The 23218-nt window shown below is 65.9% G+C and carries 12 protein-coding genes; 5 read left to right on the top strand and 7 right to left on the bottom strand.

Features of this window, described 5'->3' with window-relative positions:
* Positions 1-3: 3 nt before the first annotated feature.
* The 5 genes from AYB31_RS06660 (at position 4) to fhuB (ending at position 7580) form a co-directional block, all read left to right on the top strand.
* Positions 4-3171, top strand: coding sequence for a DUF6519 domain-containing protein (locus tag AYB31_RS06660; RefSeq protein ID WP_068827017.1), 3168 nt, complete (start codon positions 4-6; stop codon positions 3169-3171).
* A gap of 11 nt (positions 3172-3182) precedes the next feature.
* Positions 3183-3668: a hypothetical protein gene (locus AYB31_RS06655; protein ID WP_068827015.1), complete on the top strand. Its 486-nt coding sequence runs from the start codon at positions 3183-3185 to the stop codon at positions 3666-3668.
* Positions 3669-3940: 272 nt separating this feature from the next.
* Positions 3941-4708 (top strand): ATP-binding cassette domain-containing protein, encoded by a 768-nt coding sequence (locus AYB31_RS06650; protein ID WP_068827013.1) that lies wholly within the window; start codon positions 3941-3943, stop codon positions 4706-4708.
* The gene (locus AYB31_RS06645; RefSeq protein ID WP_068827011.1) at positions 4708-5565 is read left to right on the top strand and encodes an ABC transporter substrate-binding protein; all 858 of its coding nucleotides are present in this window, start codon (positions 4708-4710) and stop codon (positions 5563-5565) included. Before AYB31_RS06650 ends, AYB31_RS06645 begins: the two co-directional genes overlap by 1 nt.
* Positions 5562-7580: a Fe(3+)-hydroxamate ABC transporter permease FhuB gene (gene fhuB, locus AYB31_RS06640; RefSeq protein ID WP_082805224.1), complete on the top strand. Its 2019-nt coding sequence runs from the start codon at positions 5562-5564 to the stop codon at positions 7578-7580. Before AYB31_RS06645 ends, fhuB begins: the two co-directional genes overlap by 4 nt.
* Here fhuB and AYB31_RS06635 read toward each other — a convergent pair.
* The 7 genes from AYB31_RS06635 to AYB31_RS06605 form a co-directional block, all read right to left on the bottom strand.
* Positions 7552-8616: a cache domain-containing protein gene (locus AYB31_RS06635; protein WP_068827009.1), complete on the bottom strand. Its 1065-nt coding sequence runs from the start codon at positions 8614-8616 to the stop codon at positions 7552-7554. The genes fhuB and AYB31_RS06635 overlap by 29 nt on opposite strands.
* A 55-nt stretch (positions 8617-8671) precedes the next feature.
* Positions 8672-9421 carry a siderophore-iron reductase FhuF gene (gene fhuF / locus AYB31_RS06630; protein WP_068827008.1) on the bottom strand — a complete coding sequence of 250 codons (750 nt, stop codon included), beginning with the start codon at positions 9419-9421 and terminating at the stop codon, positions 8672-8674.
* 16 nt (positions 9422-9437) lie between these two features.
* Positions 9438-10733: a lysine N(6)-hydroxylase/L-ornithine N(5)-oxygenase family protein gene (locus AYB31_RS06625; protein ID WP_068827006.1), complete on the bottom strand. Its 1296-nt coding sequence runs from the start codon at positions 10731-10733 to the stop codon at positions 9438-9440.
* Between the two features lie 184 nt (positions 10734-10917).
* Positions 10918-11916, bottom strand: coding sequence for a GNAT family N-acetyltransferase (locus AYB31_RS06620; RefSeq protein WP_068827005.1), 999 nt, complete (start codon positions 11914-11916; stop codon positions 10918-10920).
* A complete protein-coding gene (locus AYB31_RS06615) occupies positions 11906-14212 on the bottom strand; it encodes a TonB-dependent siderophore receptor (RefSeq protein WP_068827003.1) in 2307 nt (768 codons plus the stop codon). Before AYB31_RS06615 ends, AYB31_RS06620 begins: the two co-directional genes overlap by 11 nt.
* Positions 14213-14314: 102 nt before the next feature.
* Complete coding sequence (locus tag AYB31_RS06610) at positions 14315-19699, bottom strand: non-ribosomal peptide synthetase (protein ID WP_068827002.1); 5385 nt, start codon at positions 19697-19699, stop codon at positions 14315-14317.
* Positions 19696-23218, bottom strand: a 3523-nt coding sequence (locus AYB31_RS06605) for a non-ribosomal peptide synthetase (protein ID WP_161489376.1), incomplete at its 5' end; no start/stop codon positions are given. The genes AYB31_RS06605 and AYB31_RS06610, both read right to left, overlap by 4 nt.

Genomic DNA, 23218 nt, shown 5'->3' with positions numbered 1-23218 from the left:
ATCATGAGCTTCGATCTGAGTCGAATCCGCTTCGACGTCCGCCGCGACTTCCTCGGCGTCGTCATGCAACAGGGCCGGGTCCAGCTGGACGCCGACTGGAACGAATGGGTCGCCCAGCTGGCACGGCGCATCCAGGCCGGCGCGCTGGATACCTTCGGTGGCAACGTGGTCCCGCGCATCACCCCGGACGGTTTTCGTATCCAGGCCGGTGGCGGCAGCTTCACCATCGGCGCCGGGCGTATCTACGTCGATGGCCTGTTGGCGGAAAATCACGGCGCCGCGCCCAATGCCTGGGAACCACGCCTGGCCGAACTGCGCGGCAGCAACCCGCTGAACTATGCCAACCAGCCCTACTACCCCAACCCACCGGCCCTGCCCCAGGGCGGACCGCACCTGGTCTACGTCGATGTCTGGCAGCGCGACGTCACCGCCGTGCAGGTGCCCGACCTGGTCGAGAAGGCAGTCGGCGTGGACAGCACCGGGCGCCTGCAGACGGTGTGGCAGGTCAAGGTGCTGGCCAATGTCGGCAACAGCGGCTGCGCCACTGCGGATGAGGATGTACCCGGCTGGCAGGCGCTGATCGCTCCCTCGGCGGCGCGTCTGTCCACCACCACTGGCGTGCCCAACTTCGAGCCGGACCCCTGCCAGGTGCCACCGGCCGCCGGCTATCGCGGCCTGGAGAACCAGTTGTACCGGGTCGAGGTACACCGTGGCGGCGCGCTCGGCACGGCGACTTTCAAGTGGTCGCGGGACAACGCCACGGTGGCGTCGCGGGTCAGCCATATCAATCCAGCGCGCGAGCGCATCACGGTCGAGAGCATCGGTCGTGACGACGTGTTGCGCTTCCACGATGGCGACTGGGTCGAAGTCACCGACGACTGGCGCGAACTGCACGGCCTGCCCGGCGAGCTACGCCGCATCCGCGTCGCCGGCGGCGTGGACGAGAGTGCACGCACCCTGCAGTTCGACCTGGCCCTGCCCGCCGGCATGTTCCCCACCGATGCCCAGCAGGCCACCCAGGCGGCACGTAACACCCGGGTGCGGCGCTGGGACCAGGCTGGCGTGGTGCGCCGCGAGAACGGCAACCAGGTGCTGGACCTGAATGCGCCAGGGGCCGGCGGTGATATCCAGATTCCCGCCGCCGGCACCCGCCTGTTCCTCGAACACGGCATTCTGGTCGAGTTCGGCCTGGCCCCGGCCGGCGGCCAGTTCAAGACGGGTGACTACTGGGTGTTCGCCGCGCGCACCGTGGATGCCAGCATCGAGGAGCTGAACCAGGCGCCGCCACTGGGCATTCACCATCACTACGCGCGCCTGGCGATGGTCAACTTCCCTGACAGTGAAACCGACTGCCGCGTGCTCTGGCCGCCGATTGCCGAGGGCGAAGGCTGCGACTGCACCGTGTGCGTCAGCGCCGAGGGGCACAACAGCGGGGTCGCGACCCTGCAGCAGGCCATCGATTCGATCAAGGATGTCGGCGGCACCATCTGCCTGGGCGTCGGCACCTACAACCTGGCCGAACCGCTGGAGTTGGATGGCGGCAGATCCCTGCGCATTCGCGGCCAGGGCTGGGCCAGCCTGCTGGTCGGTAGCCAGCCCGGAACGTTGTTCGAAATATCCGCCAGCACCGGCATCGCCCTGGAAAACCTCAGCCTGATTGCCTCGACCCGCAGCGCCAGCCCGATGGCGGCGGTAATGGCGCGCAACAGCGTCGACCTGCGGCTGGAGCACATCAATGCCGTGTGCCTGGCGGTCGACAAGGGCGCCAGCGCTGCGGTCGGCCTGGGCGGCAACATGCTCGGCGTCAGTATCAGCGACTGCGTGCTGGTGGCCGAACGCGGCATCGTGCGCACCGGCGAGCACCTGCTCAGCGCCGAGCTGCGGGTGGCGCGCAACCTGTTCTTCTGCAGCCAGCGGGCGGTCAATCTCGACGGCATCAGCCTGCATTACGGCAACACGCGCCTGGAAGGCAACCTGATGATCAATGGCGCGCAAGCGGCCATAGTCGCCAGCGGTGCCGTGCTGCCGGGCTCGCCTTTCGGCATTGCCGGCAACGTCATCTACACCCAGGGCGATGGCATCCGCGCCGGCGTCGATGGGCTGCGCATCGAGGGTAACGAGATCACCGGCAGTGGCGAGCGCAGCGGCGACGGCATCGTGCTGGAGGAAGGCCTCGACCCGCATGGCCTGGGCGATGCGCGTATCGCAGGCAATCGCCTGAACCAGCTGCGGGGCAACGCCATTCTCATCCACCAGCATCTGGATAGCGCCAGCATTCTCGACAACAGCCTCGATGGTATTGGCCTGGGTGCTCTGGTCATGGCTGAGGCCGGCTCGGCCGGCAGCCTCATGGTCAGCGGCAATCGTTGTCGCAACCTTGGCCTGGCTGCCAATGTCGACGGCAGCGCCTTCGCCGCCGTGCAGTTGATCCGCGTGCAGCGTGGCGACTTCTGCGACAACCTGGTGGCCGAGGTGGCGCGCGACGCCGTGGTCTCACCGGCCATCGCCGGCCTGCGCGCGGCAGCGGTGGGCCAGCTGCGCCTGAGTGGCAACCGTTTCCTCGGCATCGGCCCGGACCGTAGCAGCGGCGAGATGGCGGCGGTACAGGTACTGCCGCCCTTCGACCGTTTGGCGATCGACAGCAACCACCTCGAACGCAATGGCGACGACCCGCAGCAGAAACCGGTAAATGCCAGCTGGCGCGCCATCCAAGTCGGCCCGGCTGCGCTCGGTAGTGCCGGCAACTTCAGCGCGGCTTATCTGGTGGCAGCGCCGGAAACCGCCTACCTGCTCAGCGCCAACCGTGCCTACGCGGTGGCGCGGCGGCCGGCCGACCTGGCGGTGCAGAACAACCAATTGCGCGCCGAGGCGAGCAATGTGTCGCTCAACCTCTGCACCGGCCTGGACAACTGCCTGTTCAGCGGCAATCACTGCCAGAGCAGCGGCGCGGTCAACGACGGTCCGCAGTCCGGCGACCTGCGTGCGCGCACCCTCAATGCGAGCCACAACCGCCTGCAGGGCCCAGGCGACAACGACACCCTGCACCTGCATCCGGACCCGCAGGTCAAGCAGGCCATCGTCATCGGCAACACCAGCAGCGGCAACATCCGCGTCATCAACGGCGCGCCCGTGCCCAACGACATGGCGCTGACCAACATCATCGGTTTCTAGGAGGCAGTGACATGGCCGTCATCACGTATCGTGGCGAAAAGAACCTTGGCGAGCTGGCCGACAAGCTGTTTTCCCGCCTCACCCCGCGCCAGCGCGAGAAGGTGGAAGGCGAGCTGCTCAAGGCCAACCCGCAGCTACAGGAGATCTCTGCCCTGCGCGCCGGCACCGTGCTCAAAGTGCCTGATCTGCCGGAGCTGCAGGCCAAGGCCAAGCGCGCCAGCGACGGTCCGGACGATCAGTTGGCCACCCTGCTGGGTAACGAGCTGGCGAACTTCGGCAAGTACCTGACGCCACGCTTCAACGCGGCCCAGGCGGCGCTGGCCCAGACCGAGGAAGTGCTCAGCTCGCCCGAGCTGGTCAAGGCCATTGGCAAGGACAGGACATTGCGTGAACTGGCCAAGCAGATCGGCGAGGCCAACGTCGCGCGCAAACCGGAGCTGGAGAAGCGCCAGCAGGCGCTGGTCGCCGCCCTGAAGCAGATGCGTGCCGACTTGTAAGCTGACAGAGAATCCATTGCGTTTGCCATGGATTATCATTTTGGATAAAGTCGCCGTCTTCGCGCACTTGTTTAGAGCCCGTTCAAAGGCTCGCGAGCTAGAGCCAGGCTAGGCAAAAACAGACGAAGAAGCGCACTGGGCTCGCACGCGAGTTTACGAGTGGTAAATGAGCATTCTGACCGGGCTGGCGCTCCAGGCGGTTTTTGACGACGCATGGCCGACGCGCAGCAGGCTTTGAATAGGCTCTTAGTTCGGCTAGCCAAGGATTGTCCATGTTCCGACTCGATGGAGTCAGCTTCGGCCTGCCGGAGCGCACGCTTCTGCACCCGCTCAGCCTCGACATTCCCCAGGGCCAGATGGTCGGCCTGATCGGTCACAACGGCTCCGGCAAATCCACCCTGCTGAAGATGCTGGCCCGCCAGCAAGCGGCTACCTCGGGCCATGTTCTGCTCGATGACAAGCCGCTGGCCGACTGGAAGGACCGCGACTTCGCCCGTCAGGTCGCCTACCTGCCGCAACAGTTGCCCGCCGCCGACAGCCTCAGCGTGCGGGAACTGGTCGGCTTTGGCCGCTATCCCTGGCACGGCCTGCTCGGCCGCTTTGGCGTCGAGGACCACGCCAAGGTCGATGAGGCGATGGCGCTGACCGACACCGCACGCTTCGCCGAACGCATGGTCGACAGCCTCTCCGGCGGCGAGCGTCAGCGCGTGTGGCTGGCCATGCTGCTGGCGCAGAACAGCCGCTATCTGCTGCTCGACGAACCCACCTCGGCCCTCGACATCGCCCATCAGGTCGATGTGCTCGGCCTGGTGCACCGGCTCAGCCAGCAACTGGGTCTGAGCGTGATCGTGGTGCTGCACGACATCAACATGGCCGCGCGCTACTGCGACCGTCTCATCGCCCTGCACAGCGGCCGCCTGCTGCTCGACGGCAGCCCCGCCGAGCTGATGACCGACAGCAACCTGGAAGCCATCTACGGCCTGCCCATGCAGGTACTCAGCCACCCACAGGGCCAGCAGCCCATCGCCGTGGTGGTCTGATGCGCGGGTTCTTGTGCCTGCTCGTCCTGCTGGCGGGCCTGGTTCAGGCCGATACGCGCCAGCCGCGCATCGCGGTGATCGACTGGGGCCTGACCGAGACCCTGTTGGGCCTGGGCGTGACGCCGCTGGCCGTGGCCCAGACCGAGGGCTACCGGCGCTGGGTACAGGCGCCCGAGCTGCCCGCCGAGGTGATCGACCTGGGCCTGCGCATCGAGCCCAATCTGGAACTGCTCAGCCAGCTCAAGCCGGACATGATCCTGATCACCCCGCAATTCGCTGCCAGCCGCGCCCAGCTGGAGCGTATCGCCCCGGTGCACAGCCTGGCCATCTACACCCCGGAGGCCGAGGCCTACGTCGGCGCCCAGAGGGTGACTCGCGAGCTGGCCGAGCTGCTCGGCCGCCAGGCCGAGGGCGAGGCGATGATTGTCCGTATCGAGGCCACCATGGCGCGGGTCGGTCAGCGCCTGAGCGCGCTTCATCTACCGCCGTTGTATGTGATGACCTTCCTCGACCAGCGTCATGTACGCCTGTTTGGCAAGCAGAGCATCTACCAGGGCGTGCTTGATCGCGTCGGCCTGCGCAACGCCTGGACCGGCCCGACCAACTATTGGGGCTTCAGCCAGCAAGGTATCGACAGCCTGGCCGGCGAGCCGAGTGCCGCCCTGCTCTACCTGGAACCCCTGCCGCCCGGCACTGCCGATGGCCTGGCCCGTAGCGAGCTGTGGAAACACCTCCCGGCGGTACGCGAACAGCGGCTGTATGCCCTGCCGCCGGTATGGAGCTTCAATGGCCTGATGGCCGCCGAACGCTTTGCCAACCTGCTGGAGGCGCGCCTGGCGCCGGAGAGTGCGCCATGAGCGACCTGTTGGCTCCGGGCGTGCTGCCCGCCCGCACTCGACGAAGTTTCGCCAGCCATCCGGCCTGGCTCTGCGCCTTGCTGCTGGGCCTGGTCGTACTGCTGATCGGCATCGACCTGAGTGCCCGCCTGCCTGCCGCCCAGTGGCTGTCCGCCGCCTTTGCCCCGGACAGCAACGACATGCGTCAGCTGATCCTGCATTTCAGCTGGTTGCCGCGCCTGTGCATGGCGCTGCTCTGCGGGGCGGTACTGGCGCTGTCTGGCGTATTGATGCAGCAGGTTCTACGCAACCCGCTGGCCTCGCCTACCACCCTCGGCGTGGCCAGTGGCGCCCAGCTCGGCCTGCTGATCGCCACCTTGTGGGCGCCCTGGGTGCTGGAACTCGGCCGCGAATGGGTGGCCCTGGCCGGTGGTGGCCTGGCCACGCTGCTGGTGTTCGCCCTGGCCTGGCGCCGCGGCCTGGCACCACTGACGCTGATCCTCGCCGGCCTGGTAGTGACCCTCTATCTCAGTGCGCTGAACATCGCCCTGATGCTGGTCCAGCAGCAGGACCTCGATGCGGTATTCATCTGGGGCTCGGGCTCGCTCAGTCAGAACAGCTGGGGCGGTATTCAGCTGTTGCTGCCGCGCCTGGCCGTGGGCCTGTTGCTGATACTGCCGTTGCTGCGCCCGCTGGCCCTGCTGGAACTGGACGACAGCGGCGTGAAGAGCCTGGGCGTACCGCTGCGCTTCCTGCGCTTCACCACCCTGGTGTTGGCCGTGTACCTGACCGCCTGCACGGTCAGCGTGGTCGGCGTGATCGGTTTCATCGGTCTGGCCGCGCCAGCCCTGGTACGCCTGCTCGGCGCTCGCACCCTGGCCCAGCGTCTGCTCTGGGCGCCGCTGCTGGGTGGATTGCTGCTGTGCGTCACCGATCTGGCCATTCAGCGCCTGGCCGGAGCGCTGGCCGAACTGGTGCCCACCGGCGCCGCCACGGCGCTGCTCGGCGCACCGCTGCTGCTCTGGCTGCTGCCACGCCTGCGCCTGCCTGGTGGCCAGCCACACAGTGGTGATGGCCAGCATTTTCCGCGTCACCCCTTGCCGGCGCACCGCCTGCTGCCCTTGCTGCTGTTGCTGGCCTGCGCGCTGCTGCTGGCCCTGGGCCTGGGTCAGGGCACGCATGGCTGGCAATGGAGCCTGGTCGACGGCACGCTGCTCGAATGGCGCTGGCCACGGGTCATGGCCGCCGCCAGCGCCGGCTGCATGCTGGCCCTGGCCGGCTGCATGATCCAGCGCCTGACCGGCAACCCGATGGCCAGTCCCGAGGTACTCGGCATCAGCGCCGGTGCGGCGCTCGGACTGATCGCCCTGCTCTTCCTGCTGCCCTACTCCGGGCCGCTGGCGCAGCTGGCGCTGGGCGGCCTGGGCGCCGGGCTGACCCTGTTGCTCTTGCTGGGGCTGTCGCGGCGCTCCGGTTTTGCTCCCGAGCGCGTGCTGTTGATCGGCATCAGCATCACCGCGCTGTTTGACGCGCTGCAGGTGATTTTGCTGGCCGGCGGCGACCCGCGCGGGCAGAACCTGCTGGGCTGGATGTCCGGCTCCACCTATTTCGTCGGCCCGCAGATGGCTTTGTGGGTGCTGGGCTGCAGCCTGGTATTGCTGCTCGTCGCGCTGCCCTTCGGCCGCTGGCTGGAACTGTTGCCACTGGGCGACGGTACGCCGCGCGCTTTGGGCGTGCCGCTGGGGCGCAGTCGCTTTGCCCTGCTGCTGCTGGCGGCATTGCTCACCGCCGGGGCCACCCTGATCGTCGGCCCGCTCAGTTTCATCGGTTTGCTGGCACCCCACCTGGCACGCCTGCTCGGCCTGGCCCGTGCCGTACCGCAACTGCTCGGCGCGGCGCTGCTCGGTGCGCTGGTGATGGTGGTGGCGGACTGGCTGGGGCGCACCCTGCTGTTTCCGGCGCAATTGCCGGCGGGTCTGCTGGCCTCGCTGCTCGGTGGCGCCTATTTCATGCTGTGCCTGTATCGCCGTGGCTAGGGTCGACTCGTGCGGAGGCCTTGGGACTGCGACCTACCAGTAGCAGCAATGCCGTGGCCAACGCTGCGCCGAGCAGGATCAGCAGAACAAGCGACTCCAGGGGTAACGCAGCCAGCTCGAATGGAGCGGTTATTCGCAGTATCAGAATGCGCCCGTCTTTGTTATCCAGCTGTACTTGGCGGGTAACGACATAGACCCGGCCGCTCGGCGAGTCGACGGCTTCCTGCCCTTCGGCGAATGGCCCCGGACCAGGCGCTGCCGTAAATTCTTCCTTCCATAGATGCCGCTCGCCCAGGTCGAATCCAAAGCTCTTGCCGGGCTCAGGGTGCAGTAGAAAGTCGCCACGCTCATTACACAGGTACAGGCGCAGCCCTGCCGGAACATTCTTGTTCAGCTGAGCGAGCATATTGCCGGCATTGATATTGACCACCAGCATGCCGTCGCGGGCATCCGACGGGCCGAACACGGGGATCGAGGCCCTGAGCGTGGCAATGTGAGGGACTTCGATCTTGCCAAACTCGCGGTTCAGGTTGAGATCGGAGGTATAGATCTGGCCTGGTCCCAGGCGCGCGGTGGCCTTGAAGTAGTCGCGTGCAGCCTTGCTTTGCAGCAGGTGCGGGGCCAGGGCAACCACAATGTCGTCCACCCTATCCACTCGAACCACCTCTTTGCCGCCATCCTTCATGCCTATGTAGCGCAGCTGAATAATGTCCGGATGCACGGCCATGTAGCTGGCAAATATGCTCTGCAACTGGCGCTTCCATTGTTGTTGGCTGATTGATCTTTTCGCCGCAGACGAGTCGATGTTCTGCGCGGCAGCAATGCCCTGGATCGGCGGTACCCTCGCCAAAAACTGCACATGTCGATGCAACTGGTCGACGCTTTCCTGCAGCAATGCCTGTCGTAGCCCCGCCTGCACATCCAGTCGCTGGAGCAGTTCGTCGCGGCGCAGCGCGCTCAGCTGTTGGCCGAGAATGAAGGTTAACGATGCAGATAAGAGAAGAACGCCCAACGTCCGGGCGGCACGGAAAGCCATTTGCTCACCTCCCTGGCCAAGAGCCTCTGGCCTTGGGTGAGAGCATAGCCGGGCGTCAGGCCAATGCGTCCGCAATCTCTGCCGGCGGCTCCTCCAGCAGCGGGCAGTTGTCGCACATCTCCATACCCAACTCGTTGCGGATGCAGCACTGCTTGCGCTGCCGCCAGGGGGCACAGCCTTCGCCCTGCGGCACATAGTGCACCGGCTCGAACAGGGGGTTGCGGCGGCCGTCCGGGCGCAGCCTGGACTCCAGCACTTCGAAGCCCTGGGCCAACATCGGCTTGGGGAATGGCAGGCCGCCGAGGGTGCTCATGAACCACTCGAAGTAGTTGCCGGCATTGCTCCACAACACCCGTGCGGCGATCTTGCGATGGGCGCGCAGGGCTTCGATGAAGGGCTGCAGGTTGTCGTCGAGCAAGCCTTCGAAACGCTCGAAACCATTTGCCGGCGCGCTGCTCCAGCGCTCGCCGGCATGCGGCAGCTTGAAGGCTTCGGGCAGGCCGTCCGCACCGACCACGACCTGGATCTCGTCGAAATCCAGCGGCAGGCGCCAGTTGAGGATCAACCCGGCGGCCAGCACCGGCGGGATCAGGCGCAGGAAGTAATACTTCGACCACAGCGACATCAGCGCCCGGCGATCGCCCTCGGCATGCTCCGGGCCGAAGCGCAGCATCTGTTCTTCCAGACGCTCGGCGCTGACGAACTCACGCCCGGGTAATCCCGGGCGTGGGTCATCCGCAAGGGTGAGCACATCGCGGTAGTGGGCAAAGCCCCCCTGGAACAGGGGGGCGATAGCTGGAATCATCGATTCCCTGCCTGGATCAAGCGCATGCGCTGGCGACTCCTGTCGTGTGACGATGGCGGCGATTATCCAGCAAAGCGTCGACCACTTCTTGGGAGCGTATCGCCAGGACCGACAGTAGCGTATCGCTCAGGCCGTGGCTGGCCTCGCAGCAACCCTGCAGGTAGATGCCGGCGCTCAGCTGCGGCTGGCAGCTCAGGCGATAGTCGCGCTCGACGCCTTCGCCCAGATGCTCCTGCAGGCCCGCCAGCAGGCGCTTGTAGCCGTCGCGGCGGTAGCCGGTGGCCAGAATCACGGCGTCGAACAGACAGTCTTCGTGGCCTTCCGGCCCCTGCATGGCCAGGCGGATGCCCTGCTCGCCCGCCTCCACCGCCTCGATCCGCCGCTGTGGCAGCAGGTTGTGCGGCGCATGGCCCGTGATCTTCTGCTGGTAGAGGCGCTGGTAGATGCTCTCGATCAGGTCCAGGTTGACCACCGAGTAGTTGGTCTGGGCATTGGCCTGGATGAACGCCTCGCGCTCTTCCGGGGCCTGGCCATAGATCACGTCGGTATAGGCCGGGTCGAAGATCTCGTTGACGAAGGGGCTGTCGTCCGCCGGGCGCAGGGCCTGGCTGCGCATCACCATGGACACTTCGGCGTTGGGATAACGCCCGCACAGGTCATTGAAGATTTCCGCAGCGCTCTGCCCGGAGCCGATCACGGCCAAGCGGCGAGGCTCCTGGCAGCCCTGGATACGCTCGAGATAGGTCGAGGAATGCATGACGCGGCTATCGCCCTTGAGCGGACGGAAGACCTCGGGCACCGTCGGCTCGCCGCCAATGCTGACCACCAGGTTGCGGGTGATGCGCGCGCGGGTACGGCCATCGGCCAGGCGGGAAATGACTTTCACCCGGCTGATCTCATTGCCTTCCAGTACCGGCTCCACGCCGATCACTTCCTCGCTGTAGTGCACGCGCTCGGCAAAATGCGCGGCGGCCCAGCCCAGGTAGTCGTTGTACTCCAGGCGCGACGGGGTAAAGGTGCTGATGTTGATGAACGCTTCCAGGCGCTGCTTCTGATGCAGGTAGTTGACGAAGGTGTAGCGGCTGGCCGGGTTGCGCAGCGTGGCCAGGTCCTTGAGGAAGGAAATCTGCATGCGGCTGTCGTCCAGCAGCATGCCGCCATGCCAGGCGAACGCGGGTTTCTTTTCCAGGAAGCAGTAGCGCAGGCCATGCTCGCGCACGCGGCGATCCTCTTCCAGGGCCACCGCAATGGCCAGGTTGGCCGGACCGAAGCCCAGGCCGATTACATCGTATTCCAGTGTTTCTATGCTCATGTCAGGCCCCGATCCTCGGCGGATGGTTCGTGTAAAGGCCAAGTCAGCCCCTGGAGGCAGATAGCCTCGCCCAACCTCATCAGTTCACGGCCGCGCTCGGGCACGGCTCTGTTGTTGTGTCTCACCAGAAACTGCGGTGAGAAAGGGATGCCTGAACTGCATGGCAGGCTCCCGGCAACCCGGCTCACGCCAGGCTGCAATGATCGAAGAACACCTCACGCGACTGCACCATCAGGGCCGCGCGCTTGTGTGGGAAGTCGAACTCCTTGAGCTTGTGGTAACCCTGCGCCTGCATATGGCCGATCATCCGCGCGTTGTCCGCGCGGGGCTCGGCGACGACGCGCTGGGTGCGAGGATCGTCAAGGAACAGGTAGTGGGTCAGCGCACTCAGCCAGCTGGCCACCTTGTGCGGGCCGCGATGGCCTTCCTCGCCGACCAGCATGTGGATACCACGGTCGTAGTCGCCCGCGTCATAGAACGGCGCGATACGATCTTCCTTGGCCCAGTAGGCCTCGTAATAGGCGAAGGGCTCGTCGTCGAAGCAGCCGATCAGCGTCAGTACGCGCGGGTCGGCGGCCAGTTCTTCCAGGTAGCGGCGATGCTTGGCCAGGTCGCCCTCCTCCTGCCAGAACGCGGCCACGCGGGCGCTGTTCTGCCAGCGGTTGAAGCGTTCGAGATCGCTGTCGATGTCCAGGCTGCGCAGCGAAATCCAGGCGCCCAAGCGGGCATCGAAACGGCGGTAGACCTCGCCCACCGGTTTGGGCGCCCGGCGCGGATGGCGACGACCACTGTCGTGCATGACCATCTGCTGCGGGTAACCGACGCTGCCGATATTGCGCAGGAAGCTGGCGGGCAGCTGCCAGAACAGCGCACGCTCGATGCGCAGACTGTCGCCCTTGCCGACCAGCAGACCGCTGGCGAACAGGGTCGGATCGACCTGGCCCAGTTGCAGGCGCACGGTCTGCAGCTGGGGATCATTGGCGAAGCACCAGTAGGCCAGCGCCCACAGCGCCTCGGCCTGCTCCTCTACAACCAGTTCCAGTGGCATCAGCTCCTCACCCTGGCGACGAACGCGCAACAGCGCGCGCTCGTCTAGGTGCAGGGCCAGACTGGCGCCATCGTCACGGGCCACCAGCCGCTGCCCGGATGGCAACGGCAGGCTTGCGAGCGGCTTAGAAGTCATAGCTGACACTGGCGATAACATTGCGACGGTTGCCGTACCAGCAGTAGTAGTCGCAGGTTGCAACGTACTCCTTGTCGGCCAGGTTGTTGGCGTTGAGCTGGAGCGTTACATCCTGCAGGCGGTAGCTGATCATCGCGTCATAGATCGTGTAGGACGGGACGCGCAGGCTGTCGGTTTCGCGGTTGTCGCCATAGGTTTCGCCTGTGTATCGAGCACCTGCACCGATGGCGAAGCCATTCAGCAAGCCCTCATTGAAGCGATAGGTCGCCCACAGGGAAGCCAGACGATCCGCCACCTGCGACGGTGTCTTGCCTTTCTCGGCTTCGGCTGCGTTGCTGGTTTTGGTGGTTTCCGCATCCAGGAAGGTCACAGCGCCGACCAGGCTCAGGTTGCTGGTGACATCTGCGCTGGCCTCGAACTCGATACCGCGGCTACGCACTTCACCCAGCTGGGTACGGATATTTCCTGTCGCAGTCTTGCGTACGTTCTGCTGGGTGATCTCGAACAGAGCCACATTGAATGCACCTGCGAAACCCGCGGGTTGGTACTTCAGGCCAATCTCTTTCTGATCGCCGGTTTCCGGTTCGTAGGGTTCCCCTGTACTGGGGTTCAGATCCGCGACGGGCAGGAAGAACTCCGAGTAGCTGGCATAGGGCGTCAGACCATTGTCGGCAACATAGGCAGCACCGGCAGTCCAGGTGAATTCCTCATCGCGGATATTCTTGTGCACATCGGTAGTACGATTGTCGATGTCCGAGCGAGCGTTGTCATAGCGGCCACCGAGCAGGAATACCCAATGGTCATCAAGCTTGAGCTGCTCCTGCACATAGAGCCCCAACTGATCGGCACGAGTACGTTTGTCTTGCAGGTCAGCCTCAGTAACTGGAGCCAGCGTTGAGGCGTTCACCAGGCTTACGTCGCCGTAGCTTGGGTTGTAGACATTCAGAGGCTGACGGATTAGCGGATCACTGGCAAAAGACTTCTCGTCGATATTCAGTTGCTGGTAGTCGACACCCACCAGGAAGGTGCTTTCCAGGCCCTCGCCGCTCCAGTAGTTGACCAGACGATTATCCAGCGAGACGTTGTCCGCCTGGCCGTCCGTATAGCTGAGGCCACGGACCACCTTCTGCCTGCTCGGATCATTCAGGTCTGGATAGGCCGCGCTGACACCGGCAAAGGCGAAATCGAACGCCGGGCCACTGGTTGCCCCACCGACCAACGCCGAGGCGGCACTGCGCAGAAGATCAATCGAATGCCCCGCGTAATACAGCTGTTGCAGCTCTACATCCATGTGGCCGTAACGGAAGTTCTGCTGGAAGTCCCAGGCATCGCTCAAGCGATGGTTCAACTCGTAGCCCAGGGTGTACTGGGTGCGGTCGAACTTCTCGTAGCTCGGGTCGCCGATGGCAGTATCGGTATCGATATAGCCATTGCCACCGTTGTACAGCGTGCCTTCTGCCGGCAGAAACTGCAGCTGCGGGTCCGAGTTGTCCTTCTGCACGCTGGCTAGCAAGGTCAACGAGGTGTCGTCGTTGAAGTTGAAGGTCATGGACGGTGCCAACAGCAGACGCTCGGCATCCACGTCATCGACCTGGGTACCGGTATCGCGGCTCAGCGCCACCACGCGGTACAGCACGTTGCCTTCCTCATCCAGCTTGCCGCCAACGTCCAGATTGATCTGCTTGCGGTCGAAGCTGCCGTACTGCACGCCGATCTCGTTCTGCGCATCAGCCGTTGGGCGCTTGCTTTGCAGGTTGATGACGCCACCCGGAGTGGACTGGCCGTAGAGCACCGAGGAGGCCCCCTTCAGAACTTCGACCCGCTCGAGCATGTAGGGATCGACCTGCCAGCTGTAGAAACCGCTGGAGTAGACCCGTACGCCGTCCTGGAACAGGCCGTTGTTGGCCTGTTTGAAACCACGCAGGATGAACCAGTCCTGTTTGTTGTCGTCGCCGAAATAGCCGGCCTGGATACCTGCCGAATAGCGCAGGGCATCGCTGATGGTCTGGACGTTGCGATCCTTCATTTGTTGTTCGGTTACGACAGATACCGAACGAGGAGTCTCATGCAGTGGCGTGTTGGTCTTGGTAGCGCTGCGGCTGTTCTTGGCGACATAGCCCTGATCCTCACCAACCGGGCTATCCAGCTCACCACTGATATTGGTAGCACCGAGTTCCAGCACCTGTTCCTCAGCATGCAAGCCTGCGCTGAACGCGCTTAGCGCACAGGCCATCGCCAATGGCAGGCGAGCCTTGGCGAAAGGCACTTTGGGCTGGTATTTCGACTGCTGTTCCATCAACCACTCCCCAGATAAATCTAATTAGAAGGATTCGCATTTGCATGCATTGCCTCTACTAGACGTATCGCTTCTGAAAAAATTTACTGTTCCCTACATTTCTTATTGGCTCAGCAGTGTCGCCAGCTCCGTGAGCACTTGCGGATGGCGCACGATGCCCTGGTGGTCGGTATCCACCAGCCGATGCTGCGCCGCCCTGCCCTGCACCTGCTCCAGACCGCTTTCCAGCAGCGCCGCGCGCCCGGCCGGCTGCGCCGCCCACCAGCAATGCGGGCGAACCCTGACCTTGGGCAGTGCATAGCCAGCACACAGGCGGCGCATATGCTGCTCAAGCGCCCAGGCGAACAGCAGTTCCTCCAGACTCTGGCGGGTCATGCCGTCCAGCGGCTGCGCGGCGAACCAGGAGCTGGCGGCTTGCGGCCAGTCCAGCGGCTCCAGCTGCAACAGTCGTTCGAACAGACCATCCCAGGCCTTGGCCGGCAGCTCCGGCGCCAGCAGCTGCAGATGTTCGACCAGCTTGGCGCGCGCCTGGGGATGGCGGGCGTCGTCGCCGGCGATCTCGGTGCCCGGAACATAACAATCGAGCAGGCCGAGGAAGGCCACCTCCTCGCCCCGTGCCTCCAAACGTGCTGCCAGCTCCAGAGCCAAACTACCGCCGAGCGACCAGCCGACCAGGTGGTACGGCCCCTGCGGCTGCTGCTGGAGCAACGCGGCCAGGTAGGCATCGGCCATCTCGGTTAGCGAGGCATCGCGCCAGCTCGGGTCGAGGAAGCTGCGGCATTGCAGGCCAAATACCTCGCGCTGCCCTTCCAGGCGCGCCGCCAGCGGCTGGTAGCCGGTGACCCGGCCGGTGACCGGATGCGGGCAGAACACAGGCGCTGCCGGCGCAACCTGGCGAGTCAGGCGCAGCCGCGGCGATGGCCCTTGCATTGCCTGGCCACGCGCCAGTTCCAGCAGGCCGAGCAGTTCCCGGCGATAGTTCGCGGCCAGGGTCTCGATGGTCTCGGCGCGATACTGGTTGGCGGCGTACTCCCAGGACAGCTGCAACTGACCGTCGAACACCTGGCCGTTGACCGCCAGACGCGCCGCCAGCGGGTTGTCAGCAGCCACCGCCACGCCACCGCCAGCGGCCGGGCGGAACCAGTCCGCCGCTGCGCCGGCCTGATACTGACCGAGGTAGTTGAAGATCACTTCGGCGGCCGGCAACTCGGCCAGCGCGGACTGCGCCTGTGCATCGCCCAGCCAGCGCAGCGTGCCGTAGCCCTGGCCACCATGCTCGATCTGCTCCAGCGCCTGCTGTACGCGTTGTAGCTGTTGCTGCGGATCGTCCAGTTGCGGCAACTGCAGCGGGTACAGGCTGGTGAACCAGCCGACCGTGCGCGACAGGTCCAGCTCGCCAGCCAGTGCCTCGCGGCCATGGCCTTCGAGGTTGACCCGCAGGGCGGAATGCCCGCTCCAGCGGCACAGGGTGCGAGTCAGCGCGCTGAGCAACAGGGCGTCGATACGCACGCCCAGCTGCGCCGGGGCTTGCAACAGGCGCTTGGTCTCGGCGGCATCTAGGGCCAAGCGCACTTCGCGTTTGTCGCCATGGCTGGCACTGATGCCGTCTAGTTCGCGCGGCAAGGCCCGCGCCGGGCCGCTCAGGCGGCTGCACCAAGCGTCCAGCTCGACCTGCGCCGCTTCGCTGCCAGCCCATTCTTGCAGGGCCTCGGTCCAGCGCTTGTAGGACTGGCTCTTGCTCGGCAGACGCACAGCCTGGCCGGCCTCCAGCTGACGGTAAGCGGCAAGAAGGTCTTCCAGCAGGATGCGCCAGGACACCCCGTCCACCACCAGGTGATGGACGGCGAGTAACAAACGGTTCGCCTTACCCGCCTGACGCAGGTGCAGGCCGCGCAGCAGTGGCCCACGGGCCAGATCCAGGCTGCGCTGGGCCTCGTTGCACAGCGCCTCGGCCTGCGCGTCGTCGGTCGCTTTGTGCTGCCAGAGCAGCGACTGCTCGGCTTGTACCTCACCGTAGCGCTGGGTCCAGCGACCGTCGTGCTGCTCGAAACGCAGGCGCAGTCCATCGTGATGCGCCACCAGCGCCTGTAGCGCCTGTTCCAGCAGGACCGGGTCGAGTGGTCGCAGCAGCTCCAGATTCAGCGCCTGATTCCAGTGCGCTGGCTCGGCCTGGCCCATGGCGAAGAAGTGCGCCTGGATCGGCGCAAGCGGCAGTTCGCCGGTGACCGGTTCCTGCGCCACTTCCTCACCGGCGGCGCGGGCCGCCTTGGCCAGCTCGGCCAGTCGCGGGAACTGGAACAGCTCGCGCGGCGCCAGTTGCAGCCCTTGCTGGCGCACGCGGCTGACCACCTGCAAAGCGACAATGGAGTCGCCGCCCAGTTCGAAGAAATGGTCCTGGCGCCCTACCTGCTCCACGCCCAGCACTTCGGCCAAAATGGCGGCGAGGATGCGCTCGTTATCGGTTTGCGGCGCCTCGTAGTCCTGGCTGTGCCAGGTCGGCTCCGGCAGCGCGGCACGGTCCAGCTTGCCGGCTGGGGTCAGCGGCAGTTTTTTCATGGCGATGATCTGCGCGGGGACCATATAGTCCGGCAGGATCTTGGCCAGCTCACTGCGCAAGGAATTGGTATCGCTGTTGTCGCGAGCGACCACATAGCCCACCAACTGCTTGCCGGTCGGCGTCTCGCGGGCGATCACCGCCGCTTCCTGCACGCCGTCGAGGGCCAGCAACTGGCTCTCGATCTCACCCAGTTCGATGCGGAAGCCGCGGATCTTCACCTGATGATCGACGCGGCCCAGGTAGTCCAGGGTGCCGTCGGCACGCCAGCGCACCAGGTCGCCGGTGCGGTACATACGCTCGCCTGCGGCGCCGAACGGATCGGGCAGGAAGCGTTCGGCAGTCAGTTCGGGACGCTGGAAGTAGCCGCGGGCCAAACCGACTTCGCCACCGATATACAGCTCGCCAGCCACGCCGATGGGCAGCAGGTTCAGTTCGGCATCCAGGACATAGAGGCTGCGCGGGCCCACCGGGTTGCCGATCGGCGCATAGGCGGCCTCGAAGGTATCCCCAGGGAAAGCTTCCCAGATCAGCGGAGTCACCACAGTCTCCGTCGGGCCATAGCCGTTGATGATCCGTTGCGGTTGCAGCACTTTCTGCAGGCGCTCGTAGGTCTCGCGGGTAAAGGCTTCACCACCCAGGGTCCAGGAACGCACCGGCAGCTTGAGGTTCTGGCTCTCCACCCAGTCCAGCAGTTGTTGGGCATAGCTCGGCGGCAGGCAGGAGATGGTCACGCCTTCGTCGGCGATCACCTGGCAGGTTTTTTCCGCGCTCCACAGCTCCTGGTCACGGATTACCAGGCGGCTGCCGAAAGCCAGCGGCACCGTCCAGCGCTCCAGGGCGCCGTCGAAACTGATTGAAGCAAAGTGCAGTTCCACATCGTCCGGCGTCATGCCGTAGCGCTGGCCGATGGTCTGCACATGCATCGTCAGGCCGAGGTGGTTCACCGCCACGCCCTTGGGTTGGCCGGTGGAACCGGAGGTGTAGATCAGGTAAGCCAGATTCAGCGGGTATAGCTCAACACTCGGCACTGACGACACAAAGCCGCTCAGGTCGAGCTGATCCAGATACAGCGGCTCGACGCCCTCGCCCAGCGGCAAACGTTCGGCCAGATCGGAACTGGTGATCAGCCACCTCAGCCCAGAATCCTCGACCATATAGCTCAGGCGCTCACGCGGATAATCCGGATCGAGCGGCACAAAGGCACCACCGGATTTCAGTACCGCCAGCATGGCCACGATCATCGCGTTGCCACGCTCAAGTGACACGCCCACGCGGGACTCGGCACACACGCCATGGGCCACCAGCAGATGAGCCAGGCGGTTGGCGCGGGACTCCAGCTCGGCGAAAGAAATACGTTCACCGTCATGCACCAGGGCGATGGCCTCCGGACGCCGGCACGCCTGCCCAGCGATCAGCTCGGGCAGCAGGCGTGCTGCTTCGAACGACTGGCACGGAGTGTTCCATTTGGCCAGGCGGGCCTGATCATTGGCGTTCAGCAGCTGCAACTGAACCAGGGGCTGATCCGGTGACGTGCTGACCTGCTCCAGCAGGCCCAGCAGATGGGCAGTCATCTGCTGCATCTGCGCATCATCCAGGCGCTCGCGGGCCCAGGTCAGGGTCAGGCGCAGCTGGCCGGCGCTGTCTTCCAGGCTGTCCAGCGCCAGGTCGAACAGCGCGTGCGGCACGCCCTGAGCCAGCGGCTCCAGGCACAGACCGGGCAGCTGCAGGGCGCCGAGGTCGCGCTTCTGGTGGTTGAACAGCACCTGGAACAGCGGCGTCTGGCCCAGGCTACGCTCGGGCGCCAGGGCCTCCACCAGCTGGTCGAACGGCAGGTCCTGCTGGTCCTGGGCGTCCAGCGCATGGCGGCGTACCTCGGCCAGCAGCTGACGGAAACTCATGCCGGCATCGAACTCGGCGCGCAGCACCTGGGTGTTGACGAAGAAGCCCACCAGCGGCGCGGTCTCGGCGCGTTGGCGGTTGGCCACCGGCACCCCGACGCGGATATCGCGCTGGTTACTGTAGCGCGCCAGCAGCAGCTGGAAGGCGGCCAGCAGCAGCATGAACAGGGTCGCGCCCTCACCCTGGGCCAGCTGGCGCAGGCGTTCGGCCAGGGCCGGCGGCACGGCGATGGCCTGGCGCGCGGCATGCCGCTGGCCGGAGGCGTTCAGCTTGTAGGGCAAGGCCAGCACCGGCTGCTCACTACCCAGGCGCTCGCGCCAGTAGCCGAGCTGGCGCTCGCGCTCGCCGGCCTCCAGCCAGGCGCGTTGCCACTGGGCATAGTCGGCGTACTGGATCGGCAGCTCGGCCAGCTGCGGCGCCTGCCCCTGGCGCAGGGCGGCATAGGCGCGGCCCAGTTCTTCGGCAAATACGCCGATCGACCAGCCGTCGGAGACGATATGGTGGCAGACGATCTGCAAGCGCCATTGCTGCTCGTCCAGACGCAGCAGCTGCACGCGCAGCAGCGGCCCTTCGATCAGGTCAAAAGTGCGCGCCGCATGAGCATCGGCCAGAGCCTGCAACTGCTCCGGCTCGCCCCGCAGATCGCGCTCCTCCAGGGCCAACGGGCCCGGCAGGTCGATACGCTGGCACAGCTGGCCGGCATGCTCGTAGAAACGCGTGCGCAGCGCCTCGTGGCGCTCGACAATCAGCTCCAGAGCCGCCAACAGCGCGGCCCGATCCAGCTCACCCTCCAGGGCAAAGGCGCCAACCATATGGTAGGCGCTGCTGTCCGGCTCCAGCTGGGCAACCAGCCATAGGCGCTGTTGGGCGTGCGAGGCGGTCAGGTGCTCGCCGCGCGGCGCCGGTACCAGCGGCAGGCGATCGAAGCGGATGCCCTTGGTCGCCAGCAGTTCGAAGAAACGCTTCTGCTCGGTGGACCCGAGGGCGAGGAAACGGCGCGCCAGGGCGGCCTTGTCGATGGGCGCGGTCACAGGGCCTCCAGTTCGTCGAGCAGCGCGGCCATGTCGCGCAGGTATTGGTCTTCTTCCTCGGCAGCAGCCGGAGCTTGGCCATCGAGGGCGGCGGCCAGGGCCGCCAGGTCTTGTGCCTCGAAGAAGGCGCGCAGCGGCAACTCCAGGCCCAGGCGCTGGCGCAGCAGGGCCACGGCCTGGGTAGCCAGAAGCGAATGGCCGCCGAGTTCGAAGAAGTTGTCGTCAAGGCCGACCTGAGCCACTTCCAGCACTTCCTGCCAGATGCTGGCCAGAGTGATTTCCAGCACGGACTGCGGCGCCCGATAGCTGCGCGCCTGCCACACCGGCTCGGGCAGCGCGCGACGCTCCAGCTTGCCATTGGGCGACAGCGGCATGCGATCCAGGCGCATCAGGATCGAGGGCACCATGTGCTCGGGTAGCTCGCTCTTCAATGCCGCCTTGATGCCGGCCAGCCAGGCGGTCTCATCCGCCGGCAGCGGGTCGGCCACCAGGTAGCCGACCAGCTGCTTGCCGATCTGGCTATCGCGAGCCACCACCACGGCCTCGGCGACGCCCGACTGGGCACCGAGCTGGGCCTCGATCTCGCCCAACTCGACGCGGAAGCCACGAATCTTCACCTGATGGTCGATGCGCCCCAGGTAGTCGATGGCGCCGTCGGCGCGCCAGCGCACCAGATCACCGGTGCGGTACATGCGTCCGCCATCGGTGCTGAACGGATCGGGCAGGAAGCGCTCGGCGGTCAGTTCCGGACGGCGATGGTAGCCGCGCGCCAGGCCGATGCCGGCGATGTACAGCTCGCCGGGCACGCCCTGCGGCACCGGGTTGAGCTGGGCATCGAGAATATGCAGGCGCAGGTTGGCGATCGGTCGACCGATCGGCACGGCATGCCGCCCCTCCTCCACGCAGGTCCAGTGGCTAACGTCGATGGCCGCCTCGGTCGGCCCGTACAGGTTGTACAGGCCCGCCTGCGGCAGACGCTGGAAGGTCCGCACCTGCAGCTCCGCCGGCAGCGCCTCGCCGCTGCAGATCACGCGGGTCAGGCTCTGGCACTGTTCCACATCCGGGTGCAGCAGGAAGGCCTGCAGCATGGACGGTACGAAGTGCAGCGTGCTGACGCGGTGGCGGTGGATCAGCTCCACCAGTTTCTGCGGATCGCGATGGTCGCCCGGCGCGGCCACGGCCAGGCAGGCGCCGGTGATCAGCGGCCAGAAGAACTCCCATACCGAAACGTCGAAGCTGAACGGGGTTTTCTGCAGCACCACATCGCCAGCACCAATCTGGTAGGCCTCCTGCATCCACAGAATGCGGTTGGCCAGGGCCTCGTGGCTGTTGCCAGCGCCCTTGGGCTTGCCGGTGGAGCCGGAGGTGTAGATGACGTAGGCCAGATCGTTACCCTGCAGGCTCACGGCCGGCGGCGTTGCGCTCTCGCTGGAGCAATCCTCGCGGTCCAGGCCCAGCGCCTTGAGCCCGGCCGGCAGTGGCAGGCGCTCGACCAGCGCGCTGTGCGACAGCAGCAGGTCGACGCCGGAGTCCTCCAGCAGGTAGGCCAGGCGTTCCAGCGGGTATTCCGGGTCGAGCGGCACGTAAGCACCGCCGGCGCGGACAATGGCGTGCAAACCGATCACCAGCTCCAGCGAGCGCTCCAGGCTGATGCCGACCAGGCTGCCACGCTGCACGCCGAGGCTGCGCAGGCGGTTGGCCAGCTGGTTGATCCGTTGCTCCAGATCGGCGTAGCTCAGCGCCTGCTCGCCGAACACCAGGGCTGGCGCCTGCGGCGTGCGTGCCGCCTGCTGGCTGATCTGCTCGCTGAGGTTGACCAACGGGCCGTAGTCCTTGGTCGTGTCGTTCCAAGCGGTGAGCTGGGCCTGCTCATCCTCTTCCAGCAACGGCAGCAGGCCGATGGGCTGGCTCGGGTCGGCGCAGATACCTTCCAGCAGACGCACGAAATGCCGCGCCAGGCGGGCGATGGTGCGTGCCTCGAACAGCTCGGCGGCGTAGCTGACGAAACCACTGAGGCTGCCATCGGCCGCCTCCTCGGTATCCAGGGCCAAGTCGAACTGCGCGCCGGCGGCGCCCGGGTCATGCGGTTGCACGCGCAGGCCCGGCAGGTTGCCGAGGGCGCTGAAGTCCACCTGCTGATGGTTGAACGCCACCTGGAACAGCGGGTGATGGCTCAGGCTGCGCGTCGGTTGCAGCGCTTCCACCAGTTGGTCGAACGGCAGCTCCTGATTGGCCAGGGCATCGCGGCTGGCTTGGGCCAGCTCGCCGAGCAAGCTGCGGAACGGCTTGAGCCCGGAAAGCTCGCCGCGCAATACCAGGGTATTGATAAAGCAACCGAGCACGCCGTCCATTTCCGCCAGGCTACGCCCGGCTACCGGCACGCCGACGCGGATATCCTCCTGGCCGCTGTAGCGGTGCAGCAAGGTCTGCCAGGCCGCCAGCAACAGGCTGAACAGCGTGCTGCCCTCGCGCTGGGCCAGGGCGCGCAGTTGCGCGGTGAGCGCCGAGGACAGCTCGAAACGCCAGCGCAGACCCTGACGGCTGCCATGTGCCGGGCGCGGATGGTCGGTGGGCAGTTCCAGCAGTGGCTGGTGTTCACCCAGGCGGGCCTTCCAGTAGTCGAGCTGGCGCGCGGCCTCGCTGGATTTCAGCCAGTCACGCTGCCACTGGGCGTAGTCGGCGTACTGCAACGGCAGCGGCGCAAACTGCGCATTGCGCCCCTCGGCAGAGGCCGCGTAGGCGGCGGAGAACTCGCCGATAAAGCGCTGCATCGACCAGCCATCGGAGACAATGTGGTGCTGGACCAGCAGCAGGCGGTACTCCTGATCGGCCAGGCGCAGCACGCTCACCCGCAGCAGCGGCTCGGAAGCCAGGTTGAACGGGCGCGTGAGCAGCTTCTGCGCATAATCGCGCGCCTCGACTTCACGCTCACTGGCGGGCAGTTCACGCAGGTCGAGCCAGTCAATGCGCTGGCCCTGGGCCGACAGGATGCGCTGGCGCGCCTCGCCATTCACTTCGACGAAGCGGGTACGCAGCGCCTCATGGCGCGCCTCCAGCTGGTCGAAAGCTGCCTGCAGCGCTTGGCGATCCAGGCGGCCCTGAAGATCGAGGCCCGCCGGCATATGGTAGGCGCCGTTGCTCGGATCGAGACGATTGAGGAACCACAGGCGTTGCTGGGCATGCGACAGCGGCAGATCGCCGCCACGCGGCAACGCGCGTAGCACCGGCGCATCGGCCGCCTCGCGCTGTAGCGCGATGGCACAGTCGACCAGGCGGCTCTGCTCGAACAGCGCCTTGAGCGGCAGCTGCAGACCCTGCTGGCGAATGCGGCTGACTACCTTGAGCGCGACGATGGAATCGCCGCCCAGCTCGAAGAAGTGGTCCTGGCGCCCTACTCGCTCCACACCGAGGACTTCGGCCCAGATGGCGGCGAGGATGCGCTCGTTGTCGGTCTGCGGCGCCTCGTAGTCCTGGCTCTGCCAGGTAGGCTCCGGCAGCGCGGCGCGGTCCAGCTTGCCA

This window comes from Pseudomonas sp. BMS12, assembly GCF_001592875.1.
In the GTDB taxonomy this organism is placed as follows: Bacteria; Pseudomonadota; Gammaproteobacteria; order Pseudomonadales; family Pseudomonadaceae; genus Aquipseudomonas.
This window is presented reverse-complemented; position numbering and strand designations above follow the sequence as displayed.